Here is a 24761-nt window from a genome sequence, read left to right on the forward strand (position 1 = left end):
TTGTTGATATACTTCTTGCTAGGGGTCGTTTGTTTGGTCATTGTCCGCTCCTTTGAAAAAGTGATCTGTCTTTCCGAGGAGCTTACCAAAAAACGACCCGCTCATTCGAGTCGTCACGGTCCTTCATAGGATCTGACCCATTAGGTCCTCTTTATCGCCCGGGCCTCGAATCACATGTTCGAGCCCAATGTTTTCCAGAGGAAATTCGAACATTCTCCACTAAGTGGTTAGAAGAGCAGCAGTAAGAGTTCACAACAATCGAAAAATAACCGAAAAGGGACTGTCCCTAGGGACAGTCCCTAGGGACAGTCCCTTTCGATTCGGTGGGCCGGCTTCGGGCATCCCTGCCGCGACCGTTCGATTAGTTATGGTGGGCAAAGTTCCCGGCCTAATCCCGAATTCCGGGGTTGACGGTAATGTCCTACAATCAGATGGAATCTATTTCACTTCACTCTTGTCCAAATTAGGTTTCTTGGTCTCGGCAATTTGGACAGCAGGTGACCGTAATCTGATTGACAACCCGTTGATCGAACCTATCAAAGGGCCTGAAAATCGGTTTCCAGGAGGGATTTCAGCAATTTGGCTGAGAATCAATGGCTTAATCCGTCCAAATGCCGCTTTTCTCAGCTAATTTGGACGGCAGTGATTTCACTTCAACAAGGAGACTAAACATGGCCGCACCCGTGGTTCACTTTGAGATTATGGGAAAAGATGGAAAGAAACTTCAAGACTTTTACAGCAAATTGTTCGATTGGGAGATCGATGCCAACAATCCGATGAATTATGGTCTGGTTAAGGCCAGTGGGAAGGGAGGCATCGGGGGCGGAGTTGGAGCCGCCCAGGCGGGAGCGCCCGGGTACGTGACTTTTTATGTGGCGGTCCCTGACCTCGATGCCTGCTTAAAGAAGATCGAGAGCATGGGCGGCAAGACGCTCGTGCCTCCCACCGAGATTCCTAACCTGGTCACCTTCGCCATGTTCCTGGACCCGGAGGGCCACACCATTGGACTGGTAAAAGGATGACTGGCGGGTGGCGCATACATCGCGTTTTGTGCGAAGAGTGCGAGCCATCTAGAGGATTGGAACCGCACACATGCCAAGAACGCATGTGTGCGCCACCCAACTCCTCCGCAATCGGCAATCCGAATTCCGAAATCGTATCATGCCGGCCGAATCCAATTCTCCCTAAGCTCCCGCCGCCTTCCGTAAACTTGCAGATTTCCTTTGCTCCATCGATAGCAGCGTTTCCTTACGCTTGATCCCCCAGCGATAACCACCCAGGTGGCCGTCTTCCCTGACCACCCGATGGCAGGGAATCACGATCGACACGCGATTCGTCGCGCACGCGCGGGCAACCGCTCGAGCCGCCCGGGGTCGGCCCAGGGACCGGGCAACATCGCTATAACTCCGTGTTTGTCCATATGGGATGGACTGCAGTTTGTGCCACACCTCCCACTGAAATGCGGTCGCTCGGACATCGAGGGGCAGTTTGAGTTGAGGTTGGTTTCCTTGAAGGTGTTTCACGATGGAGTTGACCCACTGACCCAGGCCCGATTCCTCGCGACGAATCTCAGCGGACGGATATTCCTCGTGAAGCACCTGTTCGAGCGGCCGGTCAGAGTCTCCCAAACTTAGAAAGCAAATTCCGCGGTTGGTTGCCGCCACCAGAAGGCGGCCCAGCGGCGAGTTGTTTACCGTGTAGCGGATCATCATTCCTTTTCCTCCTTTTCGATAAGCGGTCGGGGTCATGCCGAGATGTGGGCCGGTCTTTTCATAAAGACGACTGCTCGACCCGTAGCCTGCCTCGTACAGGGCAGTCGTCACATTCCGGCCGTTGCGCAAATGCGCCTTGAAATTCTTCAGGCGGCAGGCTTCTGCATACTGTCGCGGTGTAATTCCCATCAACCGCTTGAAGGTTCTCTGGAGGTGATGAGGACTGAGACCAACTTGGGCGCTCAGTGCATCCAGGGTCACAGTCTCTTCCGAACCTGAGTCAATAATGGCGCAGACGCGGCTGACCATCTCGGCCTGAGGATCGCGACGGACCTCATCCCGAGGGTGGCAGCGGCGACAAGGTCGGAAGCCTGAGCGCTCTGCCGCGTTCGGCTCCGGGAAGAAAACCACCTGCGCGCGCTGCGGGCGACGCGCCGGGCAGGACGGACGACAATAGATCCCCGTCGAGCGAACCGCAAACACGAAGGCCTTGTCTGATTGGGTGTCCCGGTTTAGAACGGCCTGCCACCGCAAATCATCGGATGGTACTCTTGGGGATTGGGAATTGAATTCTTGTGAATGCAAACTCTTCGACCTCCATCTTCTTCGATATCTATGTAGACCCGGCCATCATTGACGAAGATAGGGCAATTCATCGCCGAAATCTATCCGAATCTTGCGGTCAAAACGGGAAGGGTTTAGGGGAGATTGCGCATCCTCGGATAGATCGGAGTTTGCCCCCCCCGCCCGACGATCCGCCCTTGCCGCTTTCCGTGCCCGAGCCCTGCTTCAATTGTAGATTGCGCCGACGTCACCCCCGATTTCTATTCCAATGGGGTTGTTTGGGGATTAGCTCGTCTCGACCTGATTCCAGCATTCTTATTTCTCTTTCTTCGCTTACTTCGCTTTAAAGCGGACTAAAAAACGCAAGGATCTTCTGGGACCCCTGAAAATTTTTGTGTGTCATACCACACGATGTTAACGACCCCAGGCTCTAATTTTCAACTGGGTGGGCCCGTCAAGCCCAATCATCCTTACGGCACCATGCATCTCCCACCCTGAAAGAGTTCTCACAGTCCCTCTGTAGTGGAGCCTTTGAAGAAACAGATGAAGTATCGTCCAAACAAGAACTTACGCTTCGGTTAAAGCTGGCAATGTGCTCGGTCCTTTTCGTTCTGATTTCTTCCATGCCACATCTTTGTCTGTGAACGCCCCGTGTTATCGCGTCTTCCCAGCGGGCCCCTCTTGTTTGCATCCCCTGGGGCTTGACGTTTTCTTCTCGATCGCCATCCAGGCTTTCACCAACCAGGTGTGTCCACTTTCAGAAGAAGGCCGTTTGGCACATTTTTTGCTGTAGAAAATGTATACCCAGCTTGAGTCTCCGGTGCAGGAGATGTAAGCCGCCATTCTGCGAAATCCAGGGATGAGGCTCGAGCCGAGTGTTCTGGAGGCAATTATCGCGCAGGTGACCAGCAAAACGAGCCAAGGTGGAAGACACAGTGAGGTTTACCGTCGATGTGGATGACATCGGTCGCTATGCCGATGTTGTTCCTGAGACGAAGGAGTTGCCTGATTACAGATGGCGTTGTTTGGACTGAACGTCATGGCCGGAGCTCTGTGGGGGGCACAACGGCTGGGATGTTTCTGAGTTGAAATTACCACCGAAGGTTTCGACCCGGGGCATCAAATTAAGGAGGCGAGAAAGAGGCTACTCTCCCGAAGATGAGCCGAGTTGCCTCGGTACCATAGAGATCTCTCCGACTTACAAACCGGCTGGCAAGACAAGAAGGACTTGTTTTCTCCTCGCGTTCCATTTTTCCGAGGCAATCCTACATCTTCGTTCGGAAAGCGAAAATCATTGCCGGTATTGTCGGGTTGGGGCGATTGGGCCAGCCAGTTCATTTTGTCCTCGGAGTTGCAGACGACTTAATAACCTGGAATTAAAGACCAAGCCGCCCGATCACTGTGTCTTTCATTTTTCCTATCGACCAAAAGGAGGAATCATCAATGAGACAGAAAAGATTTAAGCAGCTAACGGTAATGGTGGCTATTGTTTTTGGTATCTTGGGGCTTAGCTCCGCGACGCTAGCGAACCAACAGGTTGGCCAAACCGTTTTGCTCGGATCAACCATTCCGAAGTTCGTGGAGCCAGTCCCCACCTTTAACGGGAGACGAGCGGATGGTACCCGGGCCGGGCGTCTTCTCACGCTCACGGCGGAGGAGTTTCAGCAACAAATTCTCCCGTCCAGCTTTTATGAGAAATTGCCGACCTCAGTCATATACAGGGACCCTGTTACCGGCAAGATTGTGGCCAGGATCAACCCTCGAAAAGGCACCTATGTTTGGGGGTACAAAGTCAATGATGGGAATAGGATCCTGGGTCCTTCGTATCCCGGCCCCACCATTGTGGCCGAGCGAGGTACCCCCACAAATGTGAAACTGGTCAACAACCTGGTTCCTTTTCCTGGTTTACCCGGGCCCTTGCTCCAGAAATTTCTCACGGTGGATCTCTCTTTTCACTGGGCCAACCCCCTGAATCAATCCATGTCAATTCCGGGCACCGATCCCTCCACCGGTCTTGACTTAGGGAATCCGGCCTTCTATGGCGGGCCCCAGCCCATGACGGTGCACTTGCATGGGGCAGAGGTACCCTCGGCCTTTGATGGTGGCCCGGACACCTGGTTCACCCCGGGCAAAACCATTAAGGGAAACGGCTTTGTCTCGGACCTGTACTCCTATCTCAACAACCAGGAAGCCACCACTCTGTGGTACCACGACCACGTCCTCGGTGAGACGCGTCTGAATGTTTATTCCGGACTGGCGGCCTTCTACCTTCTCAGGGGTGATCCGGAGGCAGACGTCTATCCGCCACTACCCAATGGGGACCAGGAGGTTGAGCTGCTCATCCAGGACAAACAGTTCGACAGCAATGGTCAGTTGTTTTTCCCGGATGGGAATCCTCCGGGCGCAGGTCTGAACGGCGATCCGGGCAACCCCACACTTCATGCCTACGCCATCCCTGAGTTTTTCGGCGATGTCATCGTGGTCAACGGCAAGAGCTGGCCGTACATGAGCGTTGAACCCCGGCGCTATCGCTTCCACTTCCTGAACGGCAGCAATGCGAGGATGTATGCCTTGCAGCTGGCAGATAAGGCGGGCAATACCTCCGGGCCGAAAGTCCCGACTATTTGGCAGATCGGCTCTGATGGCGGTCTGTTTGACAAGCCAGTGAAAATTGATGCCTTCACGCCTTTTACGTTCGACCCCACCGGTGGTTTCACGGGTTTCCCTGGACCACGGTTGTTCTTCGCCCCGGCGGAGCGGATGGATGTCATCATCGACTTCTCCGGTTTTCAGGGACAGACCTTCACCCTGGTGAACGATGCCAATCATCCCTTTCCAGGGGGTGATCCCTCGGACCCCACGCTCGATGGGCTTATCATGCAGTTCCGCGTCAACAAGCATCTCTCTTCAGCTGACCTCAGTTTCAATCCAGCCGCGCACGGCGCGACTCTGCGCAATCGCGACAGGATCGTCCGCCTGGCCGACGGCAAAGCGGGCCTGGCCCCCGGGGTGAGAGTGGATAATACCCGGCGGCTGGTGCTCATCGAGCAGGAAGATCCCGACACCGGCGCCCCCGTGAAGGTAGTAATCAATAATACCCATTATGATGGAAATACGCCTATGGGCGCGTTCCCCTGGCAAAATGGGATGCCGATCACGGACTCGATCCCTTATAACAATGGCAACATCAATGTAACGGAGATTCCTCAGATAGGCTCCACCGAGGTCTGGGAGTTTATTAATCTCACCCCGGATGCCCACCCCATCCATATCCACCTGATTCAGTTCCAGGTCCTAAGCCGGCAGGTGTACAACGTTGGGGATGTCGTACCTCCTATCGTTACTCCCGGGACCTACCGGTTTGATGCGTGGGAAGCCGCCTTTGGAAGTGGAGGAGCCCGATACGGCGATGGGCCGCCCTTGGATTACCTGAGCACCACGCCGATGGGCGGTAATCCGGATGTGACCCCGTATCTGATAGGCAGTCCGCTCCCGCCCGATCCCAATGAGGCCGGGTGGAAGGACACCTTGAAGATGTACCCGGGCACAGTGACACGCCTTGTCACCCGCTGGGCCCCGCAGGATGTCGAGGTGGGCCATGTGCATGGGGGGCAGAACAGGTTTGCCTTTGACCCGACGGCGCCTTTGGGGATCAAAAACGACGGGTTTGGCTTCCCTGGTGGACCGGGCTATATGGTGCATTGCCATATCTTGGACCATGAAGACAACGACATGATGCGACCGTTCGAGTTAAGCTTCTCGCCCCAGCATTAGTAGCGACTGTCCGAGGGGGAAGCTTGAAGTGAGGGCCACCTTGCCACCCCGGCGCGGCCCTCGCGCCTCCTCAGACATCGCTCTCGCACGGGGAGTGACCAACCCGATCTCTCCTCTCCCCGTGCGATTTTAATTATTGAGGAATTGAGACAGTCCCGAGGGGGATGGCGCATACTTCGATCCATCGGAGGGTGCGGGCCATCTGAAGGAATGGAGTTCCACTGCGGATTCACAGCGGTGATTCTGAGATTCAAGCGAACTGGTACAAGGGAATGAGGTGTTTTGGGAATGAACGACTCATGCCCATAGTACACCAGAGAACAAGATTCGCACACACGCCAAGAACGCGTGTATGCGCCACCCGTCCGGACTATTCGCCAGGCGTCCGAACATTTCGAATTTCCTGATCAAATGCCCGATTCATTTTCAGCCCGGGGTGCATTTCCAATCCGCGGTTCACTTCCATTCAGAGGATTATTTCCAATCGGAGTCTTATCTCCAATCAGAGGCCCGGAGGGCCGCCCGAATGTAGCCCCGTCCGAGCCCCGAACTTTTTCTCTTTGCGGGGCGAGGGCGGGGTAAGGGTCCGAAAGGAGATTGGAGCCCCGGAGGGGTGAAAGAATCTCTTCAATTCCGAATCGATCGACGGTTCACTTAAGCAGGGTTTTTTCTGGATGGTTCATACCTCGATGGACTGAGGTATGTGCCGCCCGCACTCTGCTACTTGTTGCCAAACCGATGGTCCGCCTGCTCTGCGGCTCCGGGGTAATCAGTTCGGAAGCCGGGCTGCATAATGAAATTCGGAACGTTCCCGAATTGACTCAAGGCCAGATTTATCTCGGCTTCTTCTCCCCCTCTCCCCCGCACTTAGCCACGATGAGAGTAATATCGTCTTGCTGTTCGCGAGGGCTGAACTGGCGGACTTCCGCAACAATCGATGCGATCAACTCTTGTGGAGCCTGATCTCGATGCCGCTGCAGCGCTTCGATCAGCCGCTGTTCCCCGAAATCCTCTTCCTCGTCGTTGAACGATTCAGTAATCCCGTCGGTGCAAAGGACGAGGGTATCTCCGGTGAGAAGTTGGCGTTCCGCTATTGTGCCATCCCATTCCCGGAAGAGTCCCAGGACCGTGCACGTGGAATCGAGCTTCTCGATGGTATGATCGCTCCTCAGGAGAAGCGCTGAAAGATGGCCGCAGTTCACGTAGCGCAGGCGGCGCTTCGCTTCGTCGTATTCCGCGAAGAAGAGGGTGGCGTAGGCGCTTTCGGGCGTGTTCTCGTAAAACATCCGGTTCACCGATTGCAGCAGGCCCTGGGGGTTATCCCACGCGGTCGCGCACTGGCTGCGGAGATTCGCCTGTAGATTGGCCATCAGTAGGGCCGCGGCGATTCCTTTCCCCGAAATGTCGCCGACGACTAATCCGAAACGCCCTTGACTCAGATCCAGGAAATCGTAATAGTCGCCGCCGACCTGGCGGGCTTGAATACAGATCCCCGCGTATTCGAGTGCCTTGATGCGCGGCAGCGTTTGGGGGAAGAATCTTGCCTGCACCTGTCTTGCAATCTCCAGCTCCTGGGCCGCGCGGCGCTCTGACTCCAGCCTCTCCGCACTGGCCCGTCGTTGCGCTTCGACCTCCCGGCTCACTTCATCGAAGCCGACCAGATCAAAGGAGTTTCCATCCACATCGCTGAAGCGAGTGAACACTCCTCCCCAGGCCGGTGGCTGCTCCTCGCCCGGTGTCGACGACATCTTCGAAGGCGCGGCTGTCGCCGGGCGCTCATAGCGGACACGCCGGAGGCGTGGTGCAAAATGAAAGCGAACCCCGCGCTTGTGCCATTCAATGTACTTGGCGGCCACATTGTCGGTGACGAAAACAACGCCGGTAGGCCGACCGATGAGCTGGTATTCATAGGATTCGGGCTGAGGGGCGACCAGCGTGAGCACCGCCGTGCCGTCGGGAGGGGAGACCGCGACCCAACGGTCACCGGATTGCAGTCGGGCATCAAATGCTACCTCAAACCCGAGTTGATCAACGAAGAATCGCAGGCTTTGATCCTGATCTCGGACGAAAACCTTAACGGCGTGGACACGCAGGTGGCGGGCCTGGCGATCCAGGCCGACACCGGACAGGTCTGGTCCCTCAGATGAAGGAGGACTCCACATTGGAGCGATTATAGCTCACGGAATGATCGAGGTCATTCTTTCGAATTTTTCGGTCCAATTTTGAACCCAGAATGTTAAGGGGTCAGGTGAAAGCTCTTTCGCGGAATTGATTCACCGGTCCCGTGTTGTCCGGCCCCGATGGGATAACCCCGCCGATTTCCCTTGATAACGGACCTCTCGAACCCTACAATCGGTGACGTTGCACTGGTCCGAGCGGCGCCGCGCGACGAACTGGCCTTGGAGTCTCAGTCGGGATGCGCGGCCGGTAGAACGTCCTTCCTCGACGTGCCTGAAGGCCGATGGACACTCCACGACACACCTCGTCCACCCAACAGACGCCCTGTGCAGACTAGCTCCTCGGAAAGACCCAAGCAACCCCGCTGGTAACCCGGTTTTCAAATTCAAGGCTGAACTTATTTGGGTGATCCCGGCGTGAAGGAGGCTCTTGACCCAGGATTTCAAATCCTTTTCTCACCTGCTCTGGTGGAGCCCGCGGGACTTACTGGGGGCCAGAGACCAGCGCGGGACCTTGCTTGTCCTGTGTCTGTGGTTCGTCGCGTGTGCGCTCTCGATCGTCTCCGGTCTTTTGACCACGACGTGGAACGCGATCGGCCTTCACTTTGGCCCGCTTACGATAGACGTCACCTTCTATCCTCCGTTGACCTTGTGTCTGCTGCTCACCCTGTGGCTTGGCCCGTTGTGGGGGATTGTTCCAGCCTACTTGACCAGCCTGATCCTCGCTCTTCATACCGGCATTCCGCTCACCACCGGCATGATTTTCAGTCTGGCAACGCCCATCACACTGGCCGTGGTATGGAGTTCCATGGTGATGCTGGAGGTGACTCCTTCGCTCCGCACTTGGGCGGACTGGGGCCATTTTGCCCTGCTGGCGCTCATCGCCACCGGCGCGTCTTCAGTAGGCGCCCTGGTTTGGAACTACCATCACAGCCTGCCCTTCTCCAAGGCGCTGGCGGTCTGGGAAGGATGGGTGCTTGGCGACTGCATGCAGGTGGTGTTGATTGTCGGGCTGCTGTTGTATGGGTTTCATCGTCCGGTCCAGAAGTGGATCGCCACGCAAATTGCCGTCCCGCCCCGGCAATCGTTAAATCCCCGATTCTATATTGCTGTGTGCATCCTCGTTTTCATGGTGATGATTGGAGTGGGAGGAACCGCGGGAAAGCTCTTCCTCGCTTCGGTGTATTCCACTCAACGCGGAGGCAGCATACCGCTCAGTGTGCTTCGTGAGACGCTGGGGGAGGGGGCTTTTTTCTTCGGCGTTTACGCGGCCGTGGCCATCGCTTCGCTCATCGTGTTTTCCTCGACGATCGGCAGTGAACTGGAACGCCGCATGCGCGACATCGCGGAACGCAAGCGAGTCCAGGAGGAGCGCGAAAAGCTGATTGCCCAGCTCCAGGAGGCGCTATCAAGAGTCAAGCTGCTCAGCGGGATGTTGCCCATTTGCGCACACTGTAAAAAGGTCCGCGACGACAAGGGGTATTGGAACCAGATCGAAGTCTTCGTGCGCGAACATTCGGAGGCGGAGTTCAGCCACGGGATTTGCCCAGAGTGTTTGAAGAGTCTGTATCCGGATATTTATGAGAAGGTGGAATCAGAAATCACAGGCCAGCCAAGGATGTGATTTGCTCATCGCGATTTGCCCTCCTACAATTCGCTATGTCAAATCTTTTCAACTCGAATGAATTGCTGAGGAAAGCGGGGTGCCGCAGGCATGCGTTGTGTGCATGCCTGCGTCTGCCAGGATCCTGAAGAAAATCGCCGTCCGGTGACCTTATGGGAAGGCTGCGGTGGGAGGAGCGGCGTGAGCCGATCTTCGCAGACATGCACAGAACGCATGTCTGCGGCACCCGCCGCTTGTACGGATCTGTGCGGGGGGTGCCCGGTGACGGGCATCCCTACCGCGACCTATTCATATTCAAAGGGGTCAGTTGCTTCGGGCGTAACGCGGCAGCCCGTTCACTTCTTCGGGGTTTCTGGTTCGACGACAATCTGGTCATGAATGAAGCGGGTGGCATGGGTGAGACCATCCCGTACCATGACCTGAACCGTGTAGATCCCCGCTGGAAACTGTTTGAGGGGGATGATTAGCGCGAGAGGTAGTGCTCCATTTTCCATGTTCGGCAACTCCGTCATGTGCGTAAGCGGCTGTTCATACACGGTTTTCTCCTGCGTCATGACGGAATAACTCAGGAGCAGTGTTGGAGCTTTGCTGGTTGGATCGATTGCCAGGTTGTAGACGGCGAAAAAAAGAATCAGTCGCCCATTCCGATAGAACTTTCTACCAACGGATTGATAAACTCTCGTCCCATTGAACACAAGCGGATTCTTCTCGTCGAGAAGTTGAGCCTCCATATTTCCAAGGAGACTCGACACAGGCTGCAATTCGGCGGATAAAACCAGGCTGCTAGTTGCGAATTGGCCGGTCTGAATGGCCGGGATATCCAGCGGCTGCTCCACCGTCCCGATCAGATTCCCTTGGTCGCGCACAGCCATCTTGAGGCGGTACTTCCCGGATGCAAGATTGAAGTAATTGGGATAGGTGATCGCGGCATCCTCCGGCAGATCCTTCATCTGGTTTTCGTCGATCTTGAAAGGGATCGTCTCGCTAAAACTAAGGCAAGTGAGGGTCAGATCCGAACTTTTCTACAATTGGTTCTAGCTTTTCTGTATTGTGGGGGCGAATGAGAATGAGGCGCCGCAACTGTCGAATTGTATAAAAGCTCAGACCCGAGCAATTAGGCAAGGCTTACCCTGTTGTCTGATCCCGCCTGGCCCGGGGTGCCGCAGGCATGTGTTGTGTGCATGCCTGCGTCGGCCAGGATCCTGGAGAGAATCGCTGGCGGTGAGACCTTATGGGAAAGCTGCGATGGGAGGAGCGGCGTGAGCCGATCTTCGCAGACATGCACACAACGCATGTCTGCGGCACCCGGTATTTTCCAATTGCGCGGAGAAATCACCCCATTCATCGTGTGGCTTTGCAGTGAGACGAAAGCTCCTTAACCCACGCGCTTCAGACGCCGGAGGGCGATCGCCGTCAGAGCCAAAGTGAAGCCGGTAAGAATGGCGATATGCATGAGGGGCGGGCCTTGACTCGACGCGCCCTCCACACGGCGCACCAATTGGTTTAAGTAATATGCGGGCGAGGCAAACGCGATCCACTGTATGGACTTCGGAAGCGGGATAAGAAATCCCGAAAGATAAAGCATCGGAAAATAAACGAGATTCACAAAGCCCGGCGCGCTCTTGCCTGTGACCCGGGTCCCAATAAACAGCCCGATCGCACAAAACGGCAGCGCCCCCCAGATGTTGATGACGGCGACACTCAAGAGTTGTCCCGCAGTCAGGCGCAAATGGCCGAGGGGGGCGGCAGCGATCATGGTGACCATGACGATGGCGACAAACATCATGGACATGAGCATCTTTGAAAGCAGGTAGGCCGCCGGAGGTGTGGGCAGGGCACGCTTGAGGGTGAACAGCCCCTGCTCGCGTTCCATGGCGATCGTGATGCCAAACGCGAACAGTCCGGGTCCGATCACGCCCAGGATGGAAAAGGCCGTAAAGGTGAACAGGGCTCCCGCGGGCTCGCTCCGCAAAGCAGGGCCGTAGAGAAGCACGGCAAAGAGCAGGTAAAGGAGGACCGGGAGCGCCAGGAACGGCCCCGCGAACGCCGGGACTCGGAACATGCGCACACACTCGTACTTTGCTTCGGTGAGATACGCTCGAAACAGTCGGCCCGCAGGCATCACGGTGCTGAGGGCTCCATCGCTGCCGGCTTCCAGTGGATAGGTATTCATTGTCTTTTCTCCCGTGTCAGTTCTGTAAACGCTTCCGCAAGCCCGGCACTGCGAACCTCCAACGACCGCAGGTTCTCATCCCCGTCCAACAATCGTCGGACGACCGCTTCCGCATCGTTAGAGGTGATGAGCAATCGCTGCGGATCGCGCTCAGCGCTCTCCACTTCCGGCCAGGCGCGGATCTCTTCCAGGGAAAGGACTGTAGTGCAGCGGATCTGTTTGCGTGACACAAGGCCGCGTATCTCACTCACCGTACCCGCTGCAATCCCTCGGCCCTTGGCAAGGACCACGACACGATCGGCCAGGGCTTCCGCTTCCTCCAGGTAATGTGTTGTCAGGACGATCGATGCTCCATCGTCCACGAGGCGGCGGAGCGTTACCCACATCAGCTGCCTGGCCTGAACATCGAGTCCAACCGTGGGCTCATCGAGGAACAGCAACTTCGGACGGCCGCAGACCGCGATCGCAAATTGCGCATGGCGCTTCTGACCACTGGAGAGTTTTCCATAAGGACGGTCTCGAAGCGCTGTCAGGTGGGTCAACTCCAGGACGGCATCAGGCGTGAGTGGATCCGGGTAGCCGCTCGCTGCGAGGTCAATCAGCTCACGCACGCGCAGCTCCGGCGCGAGAGTCACTTCCTGCATCATCACCCCGACCCGACGCCGCGGCTCGACCCGCTGCGGAGAATGGCCGAAAAGGCGAGCCGATCCGGCGTCGGGCCTCGCGAGGCCCAGCATCAGTGAAATGGCAGTCGTCTTTCCCGCGCCGTTTGGACCGAGAACGGCCAGCAACTCGCCACCATGTACCTTCAAGTCAAGTCCGTCGAGCGCCATAGTCTTCCCAAAGCGCTTGCTCACACCCGCAAGCTCTGCCAGACAATCGTCATTCATGGTTGCTCCCTCCTGAGATTAAAAACCCATTGCGTATTCTCTGATTCGACATCGATTGGCCGCGCAGCATCTTGCTCAATTAGTTAGAACCGCAAGCAGCGCCGCGGCAACCGCGATGATGATCACAATTCGTCGGATTATCAGGTTCATGGTTCCTCCTCTCCTGGGGGAAGGGAATTGTGCGTGCGGTCATTCGCACCCTAACATCGAACCAACATCATTTCCGCTAGTGCCAATGAGACAGTCTCCCCCTCTTGAACTGGCGGCGTGCTCTTCGTGCTGTTTAGCGCGAGCCGCTGCCCGAATCAGGTTGCCGCGCTCAGTAGATTAAGAGAAAAGAGATTAGAGTCTGCGAATGGAAGAGGGGGCGGGTTCGCGCGCGTGGTGAATCACATGGCGAAGATGCCGTACACAGAGCCAGGCGTAGACCACTGCGTTGACCAACAGGTAGACCCAAAGCCAACTCAACACGCCATAGGATATCGATGCATTGAAAACTTGAGCAAGGTGGTTGTACCGCTCGGCATTGTTCGGCCCAGGCGAAACGACAAAGAACGGAGAACTTTTCCAGATGAAATATTGAAGCACCACGCCAATGCTGTTGGCGACCACCCGTGTGGCCGGCAGAATCCAATTCCATTGGGGGCGGGCCAGGTTCACACAGCGCTGCGCCAAACCCGCAAACAGGAGGAGCAGAATCGGCACAAAGAATGTCTGCCACGCCTGCGTGAGTTTCAAGTGGCCCGAGGCTGGACCCAGAACGAGGAATGGCGCGTGGGGGACCGCCATCCACCAGAGAATGGCGACACCCCAAATGGCAGCCCCGGAAAGGGATCGCCAGCGCGGAATCACCTGCATGTACTCCGGCGGAAAAGTCCAGTGCTGACCGGAATTGCGCTGCAGGATCTCCATGAGGATAAAGATTACCGTCACCACCGCAAATTGAATGACAAAAGGAAGGAAGAACCCCGAGATCGTCAGCGGCATGTGGCGGATCGCCACCACCGCAAAAATCGCAATCGTGAGCCCCCAGTTCAGCCACATGATCCGCAGGTAAAGTGGAAACAACTCGGGGCCGATCAGCTGCCGGCCAAACGCCAGGCCGCGTTGCGCCGCGCCGTAACGGCTGGCGACGAGCATCGGATCTCCGTGCTGCGCGAGAAAGGCCTCCTGCTCGCTCTCGTTCAACGGGCGGCCGAGTTCCGCTTCCCGCTCTTCCATCTGCGCCCGGAGATTCTCCGACAGCTCTTTGATGATGTCGTTCCGCTGCCCTCGCGGCAGATAGATTTTGACTGCCCTTAGGTAGTGATCGAGAAGATCCATGTCCTATACCTCTTGGAGAATTCCGTCGAGCGATCTGTTGATGCTTCGCCACTCATCCAGCAATTGCTTGAGGATCATCTCGCCGTCCGGAGTTAACCGATAGAACCGTTTGTTGCGTTTGTTTTCTTCGCGCCATTCGCTGGCCAGCAGACCCTGACTCTCCAGCCGCCTCAACAGAGGGTAAAGTGTTCCTTCGTCAATCTCCAAACCCTCCTCGGCCAAGGCCTTGCGCAATGAATAGCCGTAATGCTCGACCCGGAGCTGGGACAGCACCGCCACGATGAGGCACCCCCGCCGCAGCTCGAGTCGAAGCGTTTCAAATAGGTTAGAATCTGTCATACCACTGTTTGCCATACACTGTACGATACATACTGTATAGTACACAGTATAATTTGTCAAGGAAATTTTGTTGAGCGTCAGGGAAGGCTAGCAGACCCATTACTTCTGATTCGGGCTTCCAGTGGAAGCACTCCTGCTAAGTGATCGAATCGTCGAAACAAAATTGATTGGCGAGATCAGGCCGCTCTCAAAGTCTTTTGTATTGTCGGAGCGGAGTAAGGGTCCGAAAATGATGATAGCCCCGGAGGGGTGAAAGAATACCTGGGCTTCCCAGTAAATGGAAAAATCCAGGGCGAGTTGACCACTGAGCCGCGGAGACAGCCAGGCCAACCTCGGGTACTCTGCGTCTCGGCGGTATACGTGCTTTGGAAATTAAAATGATCCCATTCACAGGGGCTGACGAGAAATCCTTAGCCAGTGGGCCGCCGTCGCGAGCCCAAGGCGAAGATGGGGTGCATGGTCAGAACGCGTTCGCGATGGCGTTCCTCCTCCAGGTTACGGACGTGGGCTTTCAAGAGGTCGTTGAGCGAAACAATGCCCATCAGCTTGCGGGGATTGTCGCGATCGACGACGGGGAGCCGCGTGAGGCCGGTGTCGGCCATCCGGTTCACCACCACGCGTAACGGTTCGTCGGGATAGGCTTTGGCCGGGTTGGGTCTGACCAGCTCCGCCAAGTGGTGCCCATTACTCCCGGCAGGGTGTTCCAACAGAAACCTCTGCAGATCGTGGCGGGTGACCACACCCGCAAGGTGCCCGTCCCCATCCACGACCGGGTACAAGCGTTGACCGTGCTTGTGATCATTGCGGAAGGACTGGGCGAGGTCATTCACCGAGGTATTCGCCGGCAAAACGGCAATGTTGGTCCTCATGACCTCGCGAACGAACAGGATTTCCAGCGGATCGACTGTATATTCCCGACTCAGGTGATAACCCCGACGAGCGACTTTTTCTGTGAGGATCGACCGGCGCAGCGCCAGGACAGTAAACCCGTGAGCGATCATAGAGGCGACGAGCAAGGGCAGCAGCACATTCACATCGTGGGTGAGTTCCAAGGCGAAGATGATGCCTGTAAAAGGAGAGCGCATCGTCCCCCCGAGGATTGCCCCCATGGCGATGAGCGGCCAGAAACCCAAACCTTCGTTAGGCAAGACTGTGGCCATGACGCCGCCCAGCGCGCCGCCCATCAACAGCAGGGGAGCCAGAACGCCTCCCGAAGTCCCCGAGCCCAGAGACACGGACCAGATGATCCACTTGACCACAAGCAGACCCAACATCAAGCGAATCGGCATGTCGCCACGCAGCAACGACCCGATGGAATCGTAGCCCACACCGAGCGCGTGGGGAGAAATCCAGCCTCCGATTCCAACCACCAAACCTCCGATCGCCGGCCACCACATCCAGTGAATCGGCACTTTCCCGAAAGCATCTTCCGCCGCATAGACCGAGATGGTCAGCAGTGCCGAGAGGGCGCCGGCAAGCAACCCTATCACAACGCACCCGAGCAGACCCTTGGGGCCGATAAACACAGGGTGTGGCGGGGTAGGGAAGAGCGGGCCCATCCCGAGGATGTAACGGCGGGTCGCAGCGGCCGCGGCACTGGCGAGCCCCACTGGAATCAGGCTGCGCGGCTTCCACTCAAACAGCAGGAGCTCGACCGCTAGAAGAACAGCGGCCACGGGGGAAGCAAAAGTTGCCGACATGCCGCCCGCGGCTCCGGCGACCAGCAGCGTTTTGCGCTCCGCACTGGTCAGATGCATGAACTGCGCCACCAGCGAGCCGAAAGCGCCGCCGGTCATGATGATCGGACCCTCCGCCCCGAAGGGACCCCCCGACCCGATCGAAATGGCAGAAGAAAGCGGTTTTAAAATGGCGACCCGGGGTTCAATCCGGCTGCCGCTGATGAGAATGGCCTCGATGGCTTCGGGGATCCCGTGCCCGCGAATACGTTCCGAACCATAGCGCGCCATTAAACCGATGATGAGAGCCCCCGCCACCGGTATAAGGATTACAATCGGGCCGAGGTGATGACCGGCCGGCGAAACCAGGGTGCTGTTCCAGCGCAGGTAGAAGAAGAGATTGGTGAACAGTCCGATGAGTCGGAGGAGGCCCAACGCCACAAACGCGCTGAGCACGCCGATCCCGAGGGCGGCGAAGGACATAGGGACAACCTTCCACGTAGTGGTAAAGTCGCCGAGCTCGCCCGACAACTCCTCGTTTTCGGTCGCTCGCCCTTTAGGTTTGGATTCGTCCGGTGGATTCATTCCCTTTTCCATTTAGGCCCCCACTGGGATCGAAGCGAGAAGAGTCTCAAATTGAACTCTATTGGATCCTGACTCCAGAAACCTGACCAGCGGTGGCAGAGTGCCGCAGCACCCTCCCATGTAGGTTTCGGAATCCAGGCTTGATCTGTGCTCCAGTGGACAAACCTCGAAATTCGTAGTGATAGTCATTCACACCTCTGTGATTTGATTTCTTGCCAGGATGTCAGAATATCGTATTGCGATGTATATTGTCTACAGGAAAACTGGGCGGGGATTCAGCAGATGTCTGATCCGTGATCAGGCGTGAGTGTCCTTACTCGTACCGGAGGGATTCGATGGGGTCCAGGCGGGAGGCGCGCAGCGCAGGCAGAAAACCACTGATGACACCCACAAACGCGAGGATGCCGGAGGCAGCCAGAAGCACATCAGGAGAGAGGATCAGGTTAATATCCGTCCGGCCGGTGGGGTCGTCGAGCATGCCGGCGAGGAAGGGAAGCGAATGGATGATCCAAATGACGGCATAGGAAAACAGCATCCCCACAATCCCGCCCAGAACCGTAATGACCAGGCCTTCGAGGAGGAACTGAAGGAGGATATGGGGGCGGCGGGCGCCCAGGGCCTTCAGCACCCCGATTTCGCGCGTGCGCTCGGTGACGGAAACCAGCATGATGTTCATGACCCCGACACCGCCGATCATAAGGGTCAACGTCCCAATGAAGATCAAGACAATCTTCAGTCCATTGGTGATCCCCCCGATGATCTGGTTGTTCTCCACCGAATCTTCAAAGTTGAGGGCGCGCTCATCGCGGGGATCAAAGCGGTACCGGGCCGCCAGGAATTCCCGGACCTGTTTCAGGGCCCTCGGTTGCATGGACGGGTCCACTGTTTGAAACACCACGTTGTCCACCCAGTCCTGGCTCCACACCTGCCGTACTGTCGTGTATGGAATGAACACACATTCCCGGTCGTGAGAGTAGTAGGACGAGAGTTGGACCTTGTTTGCCAGCACGCCGATCACTTCGAACGATAATCCCTTGATCCGGATGGTTTCCCCGAGCGGGGAGCTATTGCTGAAGAGTTTTTGAGCCACCTTGTATCCCAAAAAAACGACGCGGCGGCGCTTCTCGGAATCCTCCTGGTTAATAAATCGGCCGGATTCCGGCATTTCACTCCGCATGATGCCATATTCAGGGGCAACACCACGTACCAGGGCCGAGGTCTGCCGATTGCCATAGGCCAGCGGCAAGTTCTCGACGTATTCCGGGCTTGAAAATTTAATAACGCCCAAATCCCTCAACGCGAGGGCGTCCTCCTCTTTCAAACGGATTCTTCTTCCAGCGCGCTCACCCCCGGCCTGCATGCTGGTCTGCCCGTTCCAGATCACCACGGTGCCATCAGAAAAAGCCCATTCCATCCCCGTCATCAGGGCATTATGAAAGCCGTTCCCATAGGCCATCAACAAAACCACCGTCATGATACCCCACGCAATGCCGAGCAGAGTCAGGACGGCGCGAGTCCGGTGACTGGTCAGTGCGTGAATGGCTTCTTGGAAGATGGCTTTCAACATAACAAGCGTTCCTCACATCTCGTAGCGCAAGGCCTCGATGGGCGGAAGTTCGGCGGCTCGGCGCGCCGGATAAGTCGAAGCGGCCACCCCGATGACGGCCAGGGAAGCCGTCGAGAAAATGGCGGTCTTCCAGGTGATGACCATCCCGACAAAGCGATCTGGCATGGGAAGCATGTTCACCAGACTCGAAAGAACAAACGCACCTATCAGGCCGACCGCGCCGCTGACGAGCGTCAAAACCAGCCCCTCGCTGAAGAACTGCCATTGGATGTTTCGAGCGGTCGCGCCGATTGACTTCCGTATTCCGATTTCCCGGGTTCGCTCCTTCACCGAGATGAGCATGATGTTCATGACTCCGATGCCACCCAGAATCAAGGTAATGATGCTTACCGCCGAGAAGAACTCCCGCATTCCTGTGACAATCTTGCTGAAAAGGGCCGTTTCAAGGGCGGTATTCCAGATTGGGAGCGCTTCAATATCTCGTGGATCGAAGTAATGCCGAGGGGCGAGGATGGTCCGAATCTCATTTTCAAAAGGACCCCCCCGCTCGAAATCAATCTTCCCTTCGGTTTCCAGAATCCGCACCAACTCGTTGGTCACCTCCTCATGGGGAGTGGTGATAATGATGTTGATGGTGTCGGCTGTATCCAATGGGCCCGAAAGAGGAAAATCTCTTCGCATGGCTTCATACGGAACAAAGATCCGGTTGTTGTCCGGGCCCATGTAATTCGACTCCTGTGACTTCTTGCGGATCTTTCCCACCACCGTGTAGGGGACCCCATTCAGCGTGACCTCGCTGCCTACTGGATCACGGTCTGCATACAGCTGCTTGCTGACTTCATAGCCCAGGATGACCACGCGACGTGCCTCCTCACTGTCCCTTTCGTTAAGGAGGCGCCCGCGCTCCACTTCGATGGTGCGAATCGGCTGGTAGACTGGCCACACGCCACTCATCCCGACCGAACTCGCATTGAACGCGCTTTTCACCTTGATCCCACCGCGCATCAGCTCGGGGGAGATGTCCTGCAACATTTTTGAATGCTGTTTGATAGCGTAGACGTCCGCGATTTCGAGTCGCACCAGGTGGCCGGCACGCGCCCCGCCCGCCTGCATGCTGGTCCGGCCGCTGAAAACGATCGCAATGTTCTTTCCCAGCTCCAGCAAAACCTTCTGGTTGCCGCGCTGAAACCCTTCACTGACGGCCGACAGGATGACGAGCGAAATCACGCCCCACAGGATGCCGAACATGGTAAGAAAGCTGCGCAGCTTGTGTGCGGCCAGGTTGAACCAGATTTGAGTGAATAATTCGCGCATGGGAATTCAGTTGCCAGCAATCAGCTATCAGCGGTCAGCAAACCCCGCAGGTGAGCAATGGGGATTGGTTTCGAGTTTCAAGCGGATCGGTATCATATTAAATTCTCTTGTCCTTTGGTCTCGCCCGGCCGCTGATCGCTGGCGGCTGAAAGCTGAGGGCTATCCACTGGCAACTGGGAACTGGCAACTCCCTTCTTCACTGCAGGACTACTTTCTCTCCCAGTCCTACCCCCTCCAAGACTTCAGTCTTTGTGCCATTGCTGACCCCAACCTTGATTGGCTTGCGTTCACGGCCGGTGCGGGCAACAGTCGATGCGACTTCAACCCAGGCTCTATGCTCGGCATCGTAAATGATGGCACTCTCAGGGACGATCAGAGTTCCCTTGTGCTCTTCCAGGACAATCTCCGCGTTGGCGGTCATATTGGCGCGCAACTGCCCTCCCGGGTTATTGATGGACACCCGGACTTCAAAGCTGATGACATTGTCTTTTTCGACCCCGAGCGGAGAGATTCGCGTCACTCGACCTTCAAATTGCTTATCCTTGAAGGTCTCCACCTTGATGCGCGCGGGTTGATTCAGCCGCACCATTCCGATATCGGCTTCGTCAACCTTCCCGCGGACGAACACCTGGCTGATGTCTCCCAACACCATAACCAGGGTCGCTTGAGCGCCCATGTTCAGAATGGAAGAGACCGGGCTGCCCACCTCGACATCGCGTGAAAGGACCATCCCCCGGATGGGAGAACGGATGGTGGAGTAGCTCAATTCTTCCTGGGCGCGATCGACATTGGCTTGTGCCTGGGCGACGTCGGCTTTTGCTTGCGCGATGCGGGCTTGGCTGATGCTCAGTTGGGAGTTGGCGGCATTTTGACGGTTGACCGCCATTTCGAGCGCACTCCTCGCGTCGTCGAGCGCCTGCTGAGTAATCAGCCCGTCTTTATTCAGTCTTTCGGCTCGCTCCTTGTTCCGGCGGGCAAAAGGCACATCCGGGCCTTCCGCTTCGATCTTGTTTTTTTCAAGTTGTGCGACTGCGGCCTTCAGGTTGGCCTCGGAACTCAACAGAGCGGCGCGTGCCTGCCGCAGTTGTGCTTCCAGATTATCTTTGTCGAGCTCAGCCAGGACCTGTCCTTCGGTGACCAGATCACCGACATCGACCTTAAGTTCCTTGATAATTCCGTTGGCCTTGGATTTGATTTCCACTTTGGAGATCGGCTCAATTCGGCCTGTGGCGACCACCGATCGCGCCAGGTCGCCTCGTTCCACCGCGGCCAGACGCGAAGGGTCGATGGCAGACTTCCCATGCGATTTTGCAGAGTAGGCAACGACCGCCAGTCCAGCAACCGCCAAGACTGAAATGACCACGATGATGACTTTTCTCGATTTCTTCTTTGCCATTTTTCCTCCTTGAGATAGGGCAACCCTCACCCCTTCGCCTCTGTCCAATTCATACGATAGCCTTACTCGAATTGTTCCGAAAATCTCAGGAATCAATCTCTTATAGCGGATTTCAAATTATCGTGAGACTTGTCGCTCATGTAAGTTGAGTTGCACAGGTTTTGGTAGCCGTGATCCCGTTTTTGGGGATCGCGGGCTTTTCCTGGCGGGTCGCACAAGCCCGGGATCCGCCAAAAAGCAGGCGGATCCCGGCCCCCCAACCGAACCACTTTGTGAGTCGCTCGGATTAGTCACTATGAATTGTCATCCTCGGCGGGATCTGAACGAGACATGACCCCGGTGTTTTTTCATAGCGTGACAAGGTTACCTTCTGCACGCCACACCAACCGTTGAGCAACACTCCCGCGTGTTGACTGGGAACTTCCGATAGCGAATCATTCAATTAGACGTGCAGACAGGCAATTAGTTCTGGAAAGCTCAAGAATTGTCTGAGGTTCTCACCGCTTGACATGAATTCCGAAACCAGAAAAGGGGACAAAACCGCAGTCCACCCTTTTTCGAAAATTCAGGAATTCAAGTACATGTTTATCCCTATTCGTCGAACAGATTAGATAGGGAAGGGATATTCCGTATGGATGTGGAATCCTCACGAGGAAAATCTGCCATCCGGGCAACGCATTCGAGAGTGTCTGCCTCTTGTGCGGGGATACCTTTAAGCCAGCGAGTGATGCGAGGGGAACAGAGAGAGAAACCTGATTTGTGTCTCCTGGAAGGTGTTATTCCCTCAAAGCTAATTTCAAGTACTAAACTAGGCTCAACGGCATAAGTTAAACCAAAGCGTTGAGTTGTGTGTTGAAAAACCCACTGGTTAAGGGCAGTGGCGTCTTCGAGGGAGTCTGTTGCAGCAATCCTTGCGATAGGAACAAGGGCCTTATCCTTCCTGAGTGCCAGTATATATTCAGAGGGGCGGGCCAGCCGCTCTCGCGGGTCTGCCTTCACATAGATGAGAACTGCCTTGATGATCATGGGACTGGCGCGCCATTCCAGCCAATCCTTGCTTGGGCTCCCCGCATATCCTGAAGAAACGCGGCGCAGCATTAAGAACCCGAGGTTTCCATGGGGAAAGGTCTTGAATACCTCCCGTAATTCCGACCAGTTCCCCGGCTCGAGCACAGCCGGGGTTATGAAGAACGGTGGCGGATGCCGCAAGAGGCGCGAGATCTTTTCTCGCCGTTCGCGAAGGGGCAAATGCCGCACATCCTTGCCGTTTACCTCGAGCAGATCGTAGGGCATAAATGCCACCAGAGACTTGCCGGGGGATTTTTTTGCAGAGCGCGCCGGATTGAGCCTGCTTTCAAGCGATGTTGCGGGAAGGGGCATCGAGTCTCGAAACGAGACGATTCTGCCCTCGAGAACTGTCCCACTGAGAAGCAGCAGGGCCGCCCGGCATATTTCCGGAAAAGACGGCATCATTCGGTCGCTGTCCTCGGACCAGAGGAAAACCGAACTGCCTCGCCGGATTAACTGCGCCCGGATTCCCGGGTATGCCCATTCGACCAGCCAATCTTCACAATGTCCCAGAGATTCTAAGGGCTGATCAAGGGGAGATGCCTCATGGAAAGGAAATGGATGCGCTCCCTCTTCCTCTTCATTTCCTAGTGCGGTCAGCCACGCGAAAAAATCCGCGGAGGGTCGCCAGTTGCCTTCGAGACGAAGCGAAATCGTTGTGAGCGGTAATCCGGATATTTGGGAAACCGACCGAAAAACATCCGTCGGACGGATCGGAGCATGAAGAGTACCTGTTAATAATTTATTCAGCAGGTACAGTTCTCCCAGATCCAATTCGCTCCACCACAGGCATATCTTTCGGCGCTGAGACTCCACATCGAGGCCTTGCAAGGGCGAAAGACGGTCCTCCATCCAGCGGCAGAGCGGAAGACTCGTGCGTGGATTGGCGTCTTGCGGCCGATAGACGACGAGCGCCGCGGTCTCCGCGAGGTCACCGACTACGTCATAAGATTCCTCAAACAGCCATCGCGCAATTGCGGCATGATGGAGGGCCCAATCGCAGAGTGTCCTGATCGTCACAAGTCGTCTGGGTCGTCGACCCAGCAGAAGGGAGAGCGTCCAGGCGGCATCTTCTGGAGGAACCGATGACAAGTGATCGGCGAGTTTCCGGGTCCGCTCACGGGTCGACTCTGTTCGAGTTAACGCTTCAATTAATCCGGCAAACCGTTTCATCGTGTGTGTCGTCAGTGGTTGAGTGGACCGGGCGTTGCGATCTCCAGTGGGGAGGCGTCAATGCCTTGTTCCCGAAGATACTGCACCATGAGTTTGCAATTGCCATGGGTCACCAGCACTCGGTCGGCCCCTGATTCCTGCGCCGTCTGAATCAGGGCCGGCCAATCGGCATGATCTGAGAGGATGAAGCCACGGTCGAAGCCGCAGAGCCTGCGGCTTGAACGTGTCATCATCCAGCCGGAGGCAAACGCGGTTTCATACTCTGCAACACGCTCCATCCAGGGTGAAGTGCCTGCGTTCGGGGGCACTAAAATCAACTGGCCGGAGAAAAGTTGATCCGACCGCTCTTCGGGAATGGGGAGGGTCGGGAGCATTCGGATCCCTGCCTCCCGGTAGCACGCCACAACAGACTGAATCGTCTCGTGGACAAAAACGTCCCGATCTGTGATCTGGGCCAGTTCGGCGAGAATGCGTTCCGCTTTGCCCAGCGAATAGGAATACAAAATAGCCGCACGGCCTGCTTCGCGGCACCCGTTCCACCAGTCCAGAATCTCCCCGGCGATGCGGGCTCCCGAGTCCCATCGATAGATCGGCAACCCGAAGGTTGATTCGGTGATGAAAGTGTCGCAGTGAATGGCTTCAAACTGCGGGCAAGTTGGATCTTCCGCTCGCTTGTAGTCACCGGAGAAGACCCATACCTCTCCGTTCGCCTCCATGCGTATCTGGGCCGACCCGAGAATGTGTCCCGCCGAATGGAAGGAGACGCTCACGTCGCCAATCGTTGTCTTTTCACCATAGGGAATTCCTGAAATACAGGCACGGGTTCCCAGGCGGTGACGCAGGAGGGAAACGCACGGCAGGGCGCAGAGGTAAGCCTTGCTGCCGGCACGAGCATGATCGCTGTGTGCATGCGTGATGAGGGCTTTCGAGACCGACCGCCGCGGGTCAATATAGAAATCCCCGGGTTCGCAATAGAGACCGGACGGAGTGGGAACGAGGAGAGGCTTTCTTGGCGTCGATGTCTGGAACATATGCGGCACAGCGTGTTCGTTCAGCCCTCGTTCATCGTCCTTATGAACGTAGGAATCGAAATTTGATGCTTGAACGTTTCGGTTCTCTTTGCTTCCTTCCCATGGACTGGTTGGACGGGCGATAGGTGGTTCCTATTCCACAATCCGAAATCCGCAATCCGAAATTGAACCAGGGTCGGTTTGAGATTGTGGCATTGCATCGGCACCGATTCGAGCAGAGAGTCTTTAAGAAGACCTAGCCCGGATAATTCAGTGCGCCGTGAAAAGGCGGCGATCTTCAGGGGGTGAAAATCCCTCCCGGCAACTGTCGCTCCAGCCGGTAGCAACCGGAGCAGCGGTGGAAGCAATGAAACCGCTGAAGCCTCTGGTGGAACG

The 24761-nt window shown here is 56.3% G+C and carries 16 protein-coding genes; 3 read left to right on the forward strand and 13 right to left on the reverse strand.

Annotated features, from left to right (window positions below; translation table 11 throughout):
* The first annotated feature begins 671 nt into the window (after positions 1-671).
* Positions 672-1022 carry a VOC family protein gene (locus tag LAO21_21800; GenBank protein ID MBZ5555351.1) on the forward strand — a complete coding sequence of 117 codons (351 nt, stop codon included), beginning with the start codon at positions 672-674 and terminating at the stop codon, positions 1020-1022.
* Positions 1023-1184: 162 nt separating this feature from the next.
* Here LAO21_21800 and ada read toward each other — a convergent pair whose 3' ends face one another.
* On the reverse strand, positions 1185-2297 hold the full coding sequence (gene ada, locus LAO21_21805; protein ID MBZ5555352.1) for a bifunctional DNA-binding transcriptional regulator/O6-methylguanine-DNA methyltransferase Ada: 1113 nt from the start codon (positions 2295-2297) through the stop codon (positions 1185-1187).
* A 1455-nt stretch (positions 2298-3752) separates the two neighbouring features.
* On the opposite strand from ada, the gene LAO21_21810 reads away from it, so the two are divergent.
* Complete coding sequence (locus LAO21_21810) at positions 3753-6050, forward strand: multicopper oxidase domain-containing protein (protein MBZ5555353.1); 2298 nt, start codon at positions 3753-3755, stop codon at positions 6048-6050.
* 833 nt (positions 6051-6883) lie between these two features.
* On the opposite strand, the gene LAO21_21815 is transcribed toward LAO21_21810, so the two are convergent.
* Complete coding sequence (locus LAO21_21815) at positions 6884-8212, reverse strand: SpoIIE family protein phosphatase (GenBank protein ID MBZ5555354.1); 1329 nt, start codon at positions 8210-8212, stop codon at positions 6884-6886.
* 445 nt (positions 8213-8657) lie between these two features.
* On the opposite strand from LAO21_21815, the gene LAO21_21820 reads away from it, so the two are divergent.
* Entirely contained in the window at positions 8658-9851 is a 1194-nt protein-coding gene (locus tag LAO21_21820) for a hypothetical protein (GenBank protein MBZ5555355.1), read from the forward strand.
* 335 nt (positions 9852-10186) lie between these two features.
* On the opposite strand, the gene LAO21_21825 is transcribed toward LAO21_21820, so the two are convergent.
* The 11 genes from LAO21_21825 to LAO21_21875 form a co-directional block, all read right to left on the reverse strand.
* Complete coding sequence (locus LAO21_21825) at positions 10187-10801, reverse strand: hypothetical protein (GenBank protein MBZ5555356.1); 615 nt, start codon at positions 10799-10801, stop codon at positions 10187-10189.
* A 425-nt stretch (positions 10802-11226) separates the two neighbouring features.
* Positions 11227-12024 (reverse strand): ABC transporter permease, encoded by a 798-nt coding sequence (locus LAO21_21830; GenBank protein MBZ5555357.1) that lies wholly within the window; start codon positions 12022-12024, stop codon positions 11227-11229.
* The gene (locus LAO21_21835; protein MBZ5555358.1) at positions 12021-12914 is read right to left on the reverse strand and encodes an ABC transporter ATP-binding protein; all 894 of its coding nucleotides are present in this window, start codon (positions 12912-12914) and stop codon (positions 12021-12023) included. The genes LAO21_21830 and LAO21_21835 overlap by 4 nt, the downstream gene beginning before the upstream one ends.
* 342 nt (positions 12915-13256) lie before the next feature.
* On the reverse strand, positions 13257-14237 hold the full coding sequence (locus tag LAO21_21840; protein ID MBZ5555359.1) for a hypothetical protein: 981 nt from the start codon (positions 14235-14237) through the stop codon (positions 13257-13259).
* Positions 14238-14240: 3 nt separating this feature from the next.
* Positions 14241-14576, reverse strand: coding sequence for a helix-turn-helix transcriptional regulator (locus tag LAO21_21845; protein MBZ5555360.1), 336 nt, complete (start codon positions 14574-14576; stop codon positions 14241-14243).
* Between the two features lie 410 nt (positions 14577-14986).
* Positions 14987-16837 carry a chloride channel protein gene (locus LAO21_21850; GenBank protein ID MBZ5555361.1) on the reverse strand — a complete coding sequence of 617 codons (1851 nt, stop codon included), beginning with the start codon at positions 16835-16837 and terminating at the stop codon, positions 14987-14989.
* A gap of 313 nt (positions 16838-17150) precedes the next feature.
* Positions 17151-18404, reverse strand: coding sequence for an ABC transporter permease (locus LAO21_21855; GenBank protein MBZ5555362.1), 1254 nt, complete (start codon positions 18402-18404; stop codon positions 17151-17153).
* 12 nt (positions 18405-18416) lie between these two features.
* On the reverse strand, positions 18417-19718 hold the full coding sequence (locus LAO21_21860) for an ABC transporter permease (GenBank protein ID MBZ5555363.1): 1302 nt from the start codon (positions 19716-19718) through the stop codon (positions 18417-18419).
* Between the two features lie 196 nt (positions 19719-19914).
* A complete protein-coding gene (locus tag LAO21_21865) occupies positions 19915-21114 on the reverse strand; it encodes an efflux RND transporter periplasmic adaptor subunit (protein MBZ5555364.1) in 1200 nt (399 codons plus the stop codon).
* A gap of 591 nt (positions 21115-21705) precedes the next feature.
* Positions 21706-23355 carry an ATP-dependent DNA ligase gene (locus LAO21_21870; GenBank protein ID MBZ5555365.1) on the reverse strand — a complete coding sequence of 550 codons (1650 nt, stop codon included), beginning with the start codon at positions 23353-23355 and terminating at the stop codon, positions 21706-21708.
* A gap of 11 nt (positions 23356-23366) precedes the next feature.
* The gene (locus LAO21_21875) at positions 23367-24386 is read right to left on the reverse strand and encodes a ligase-associated DNA damage response exonuclease (GenBank protein ID MBZ5555366.1); all 1020 of its coding nucleotides are present in this window, start codon (positions 24384-24386) and stop codon (positions 23367-23369) included.
* Positions 24387-24761: the final 375 nt, after the last annotated feature.

It is taken from the genome of Terriglobia bacterium, assembly GCA_020073085.1.
In the GTDB taxonomy this organism is placed as follows: Bacteria; Acidobacteriota; Terriglobia; order JAIQFV01; family JAIQFV01; genus JAIQFV01.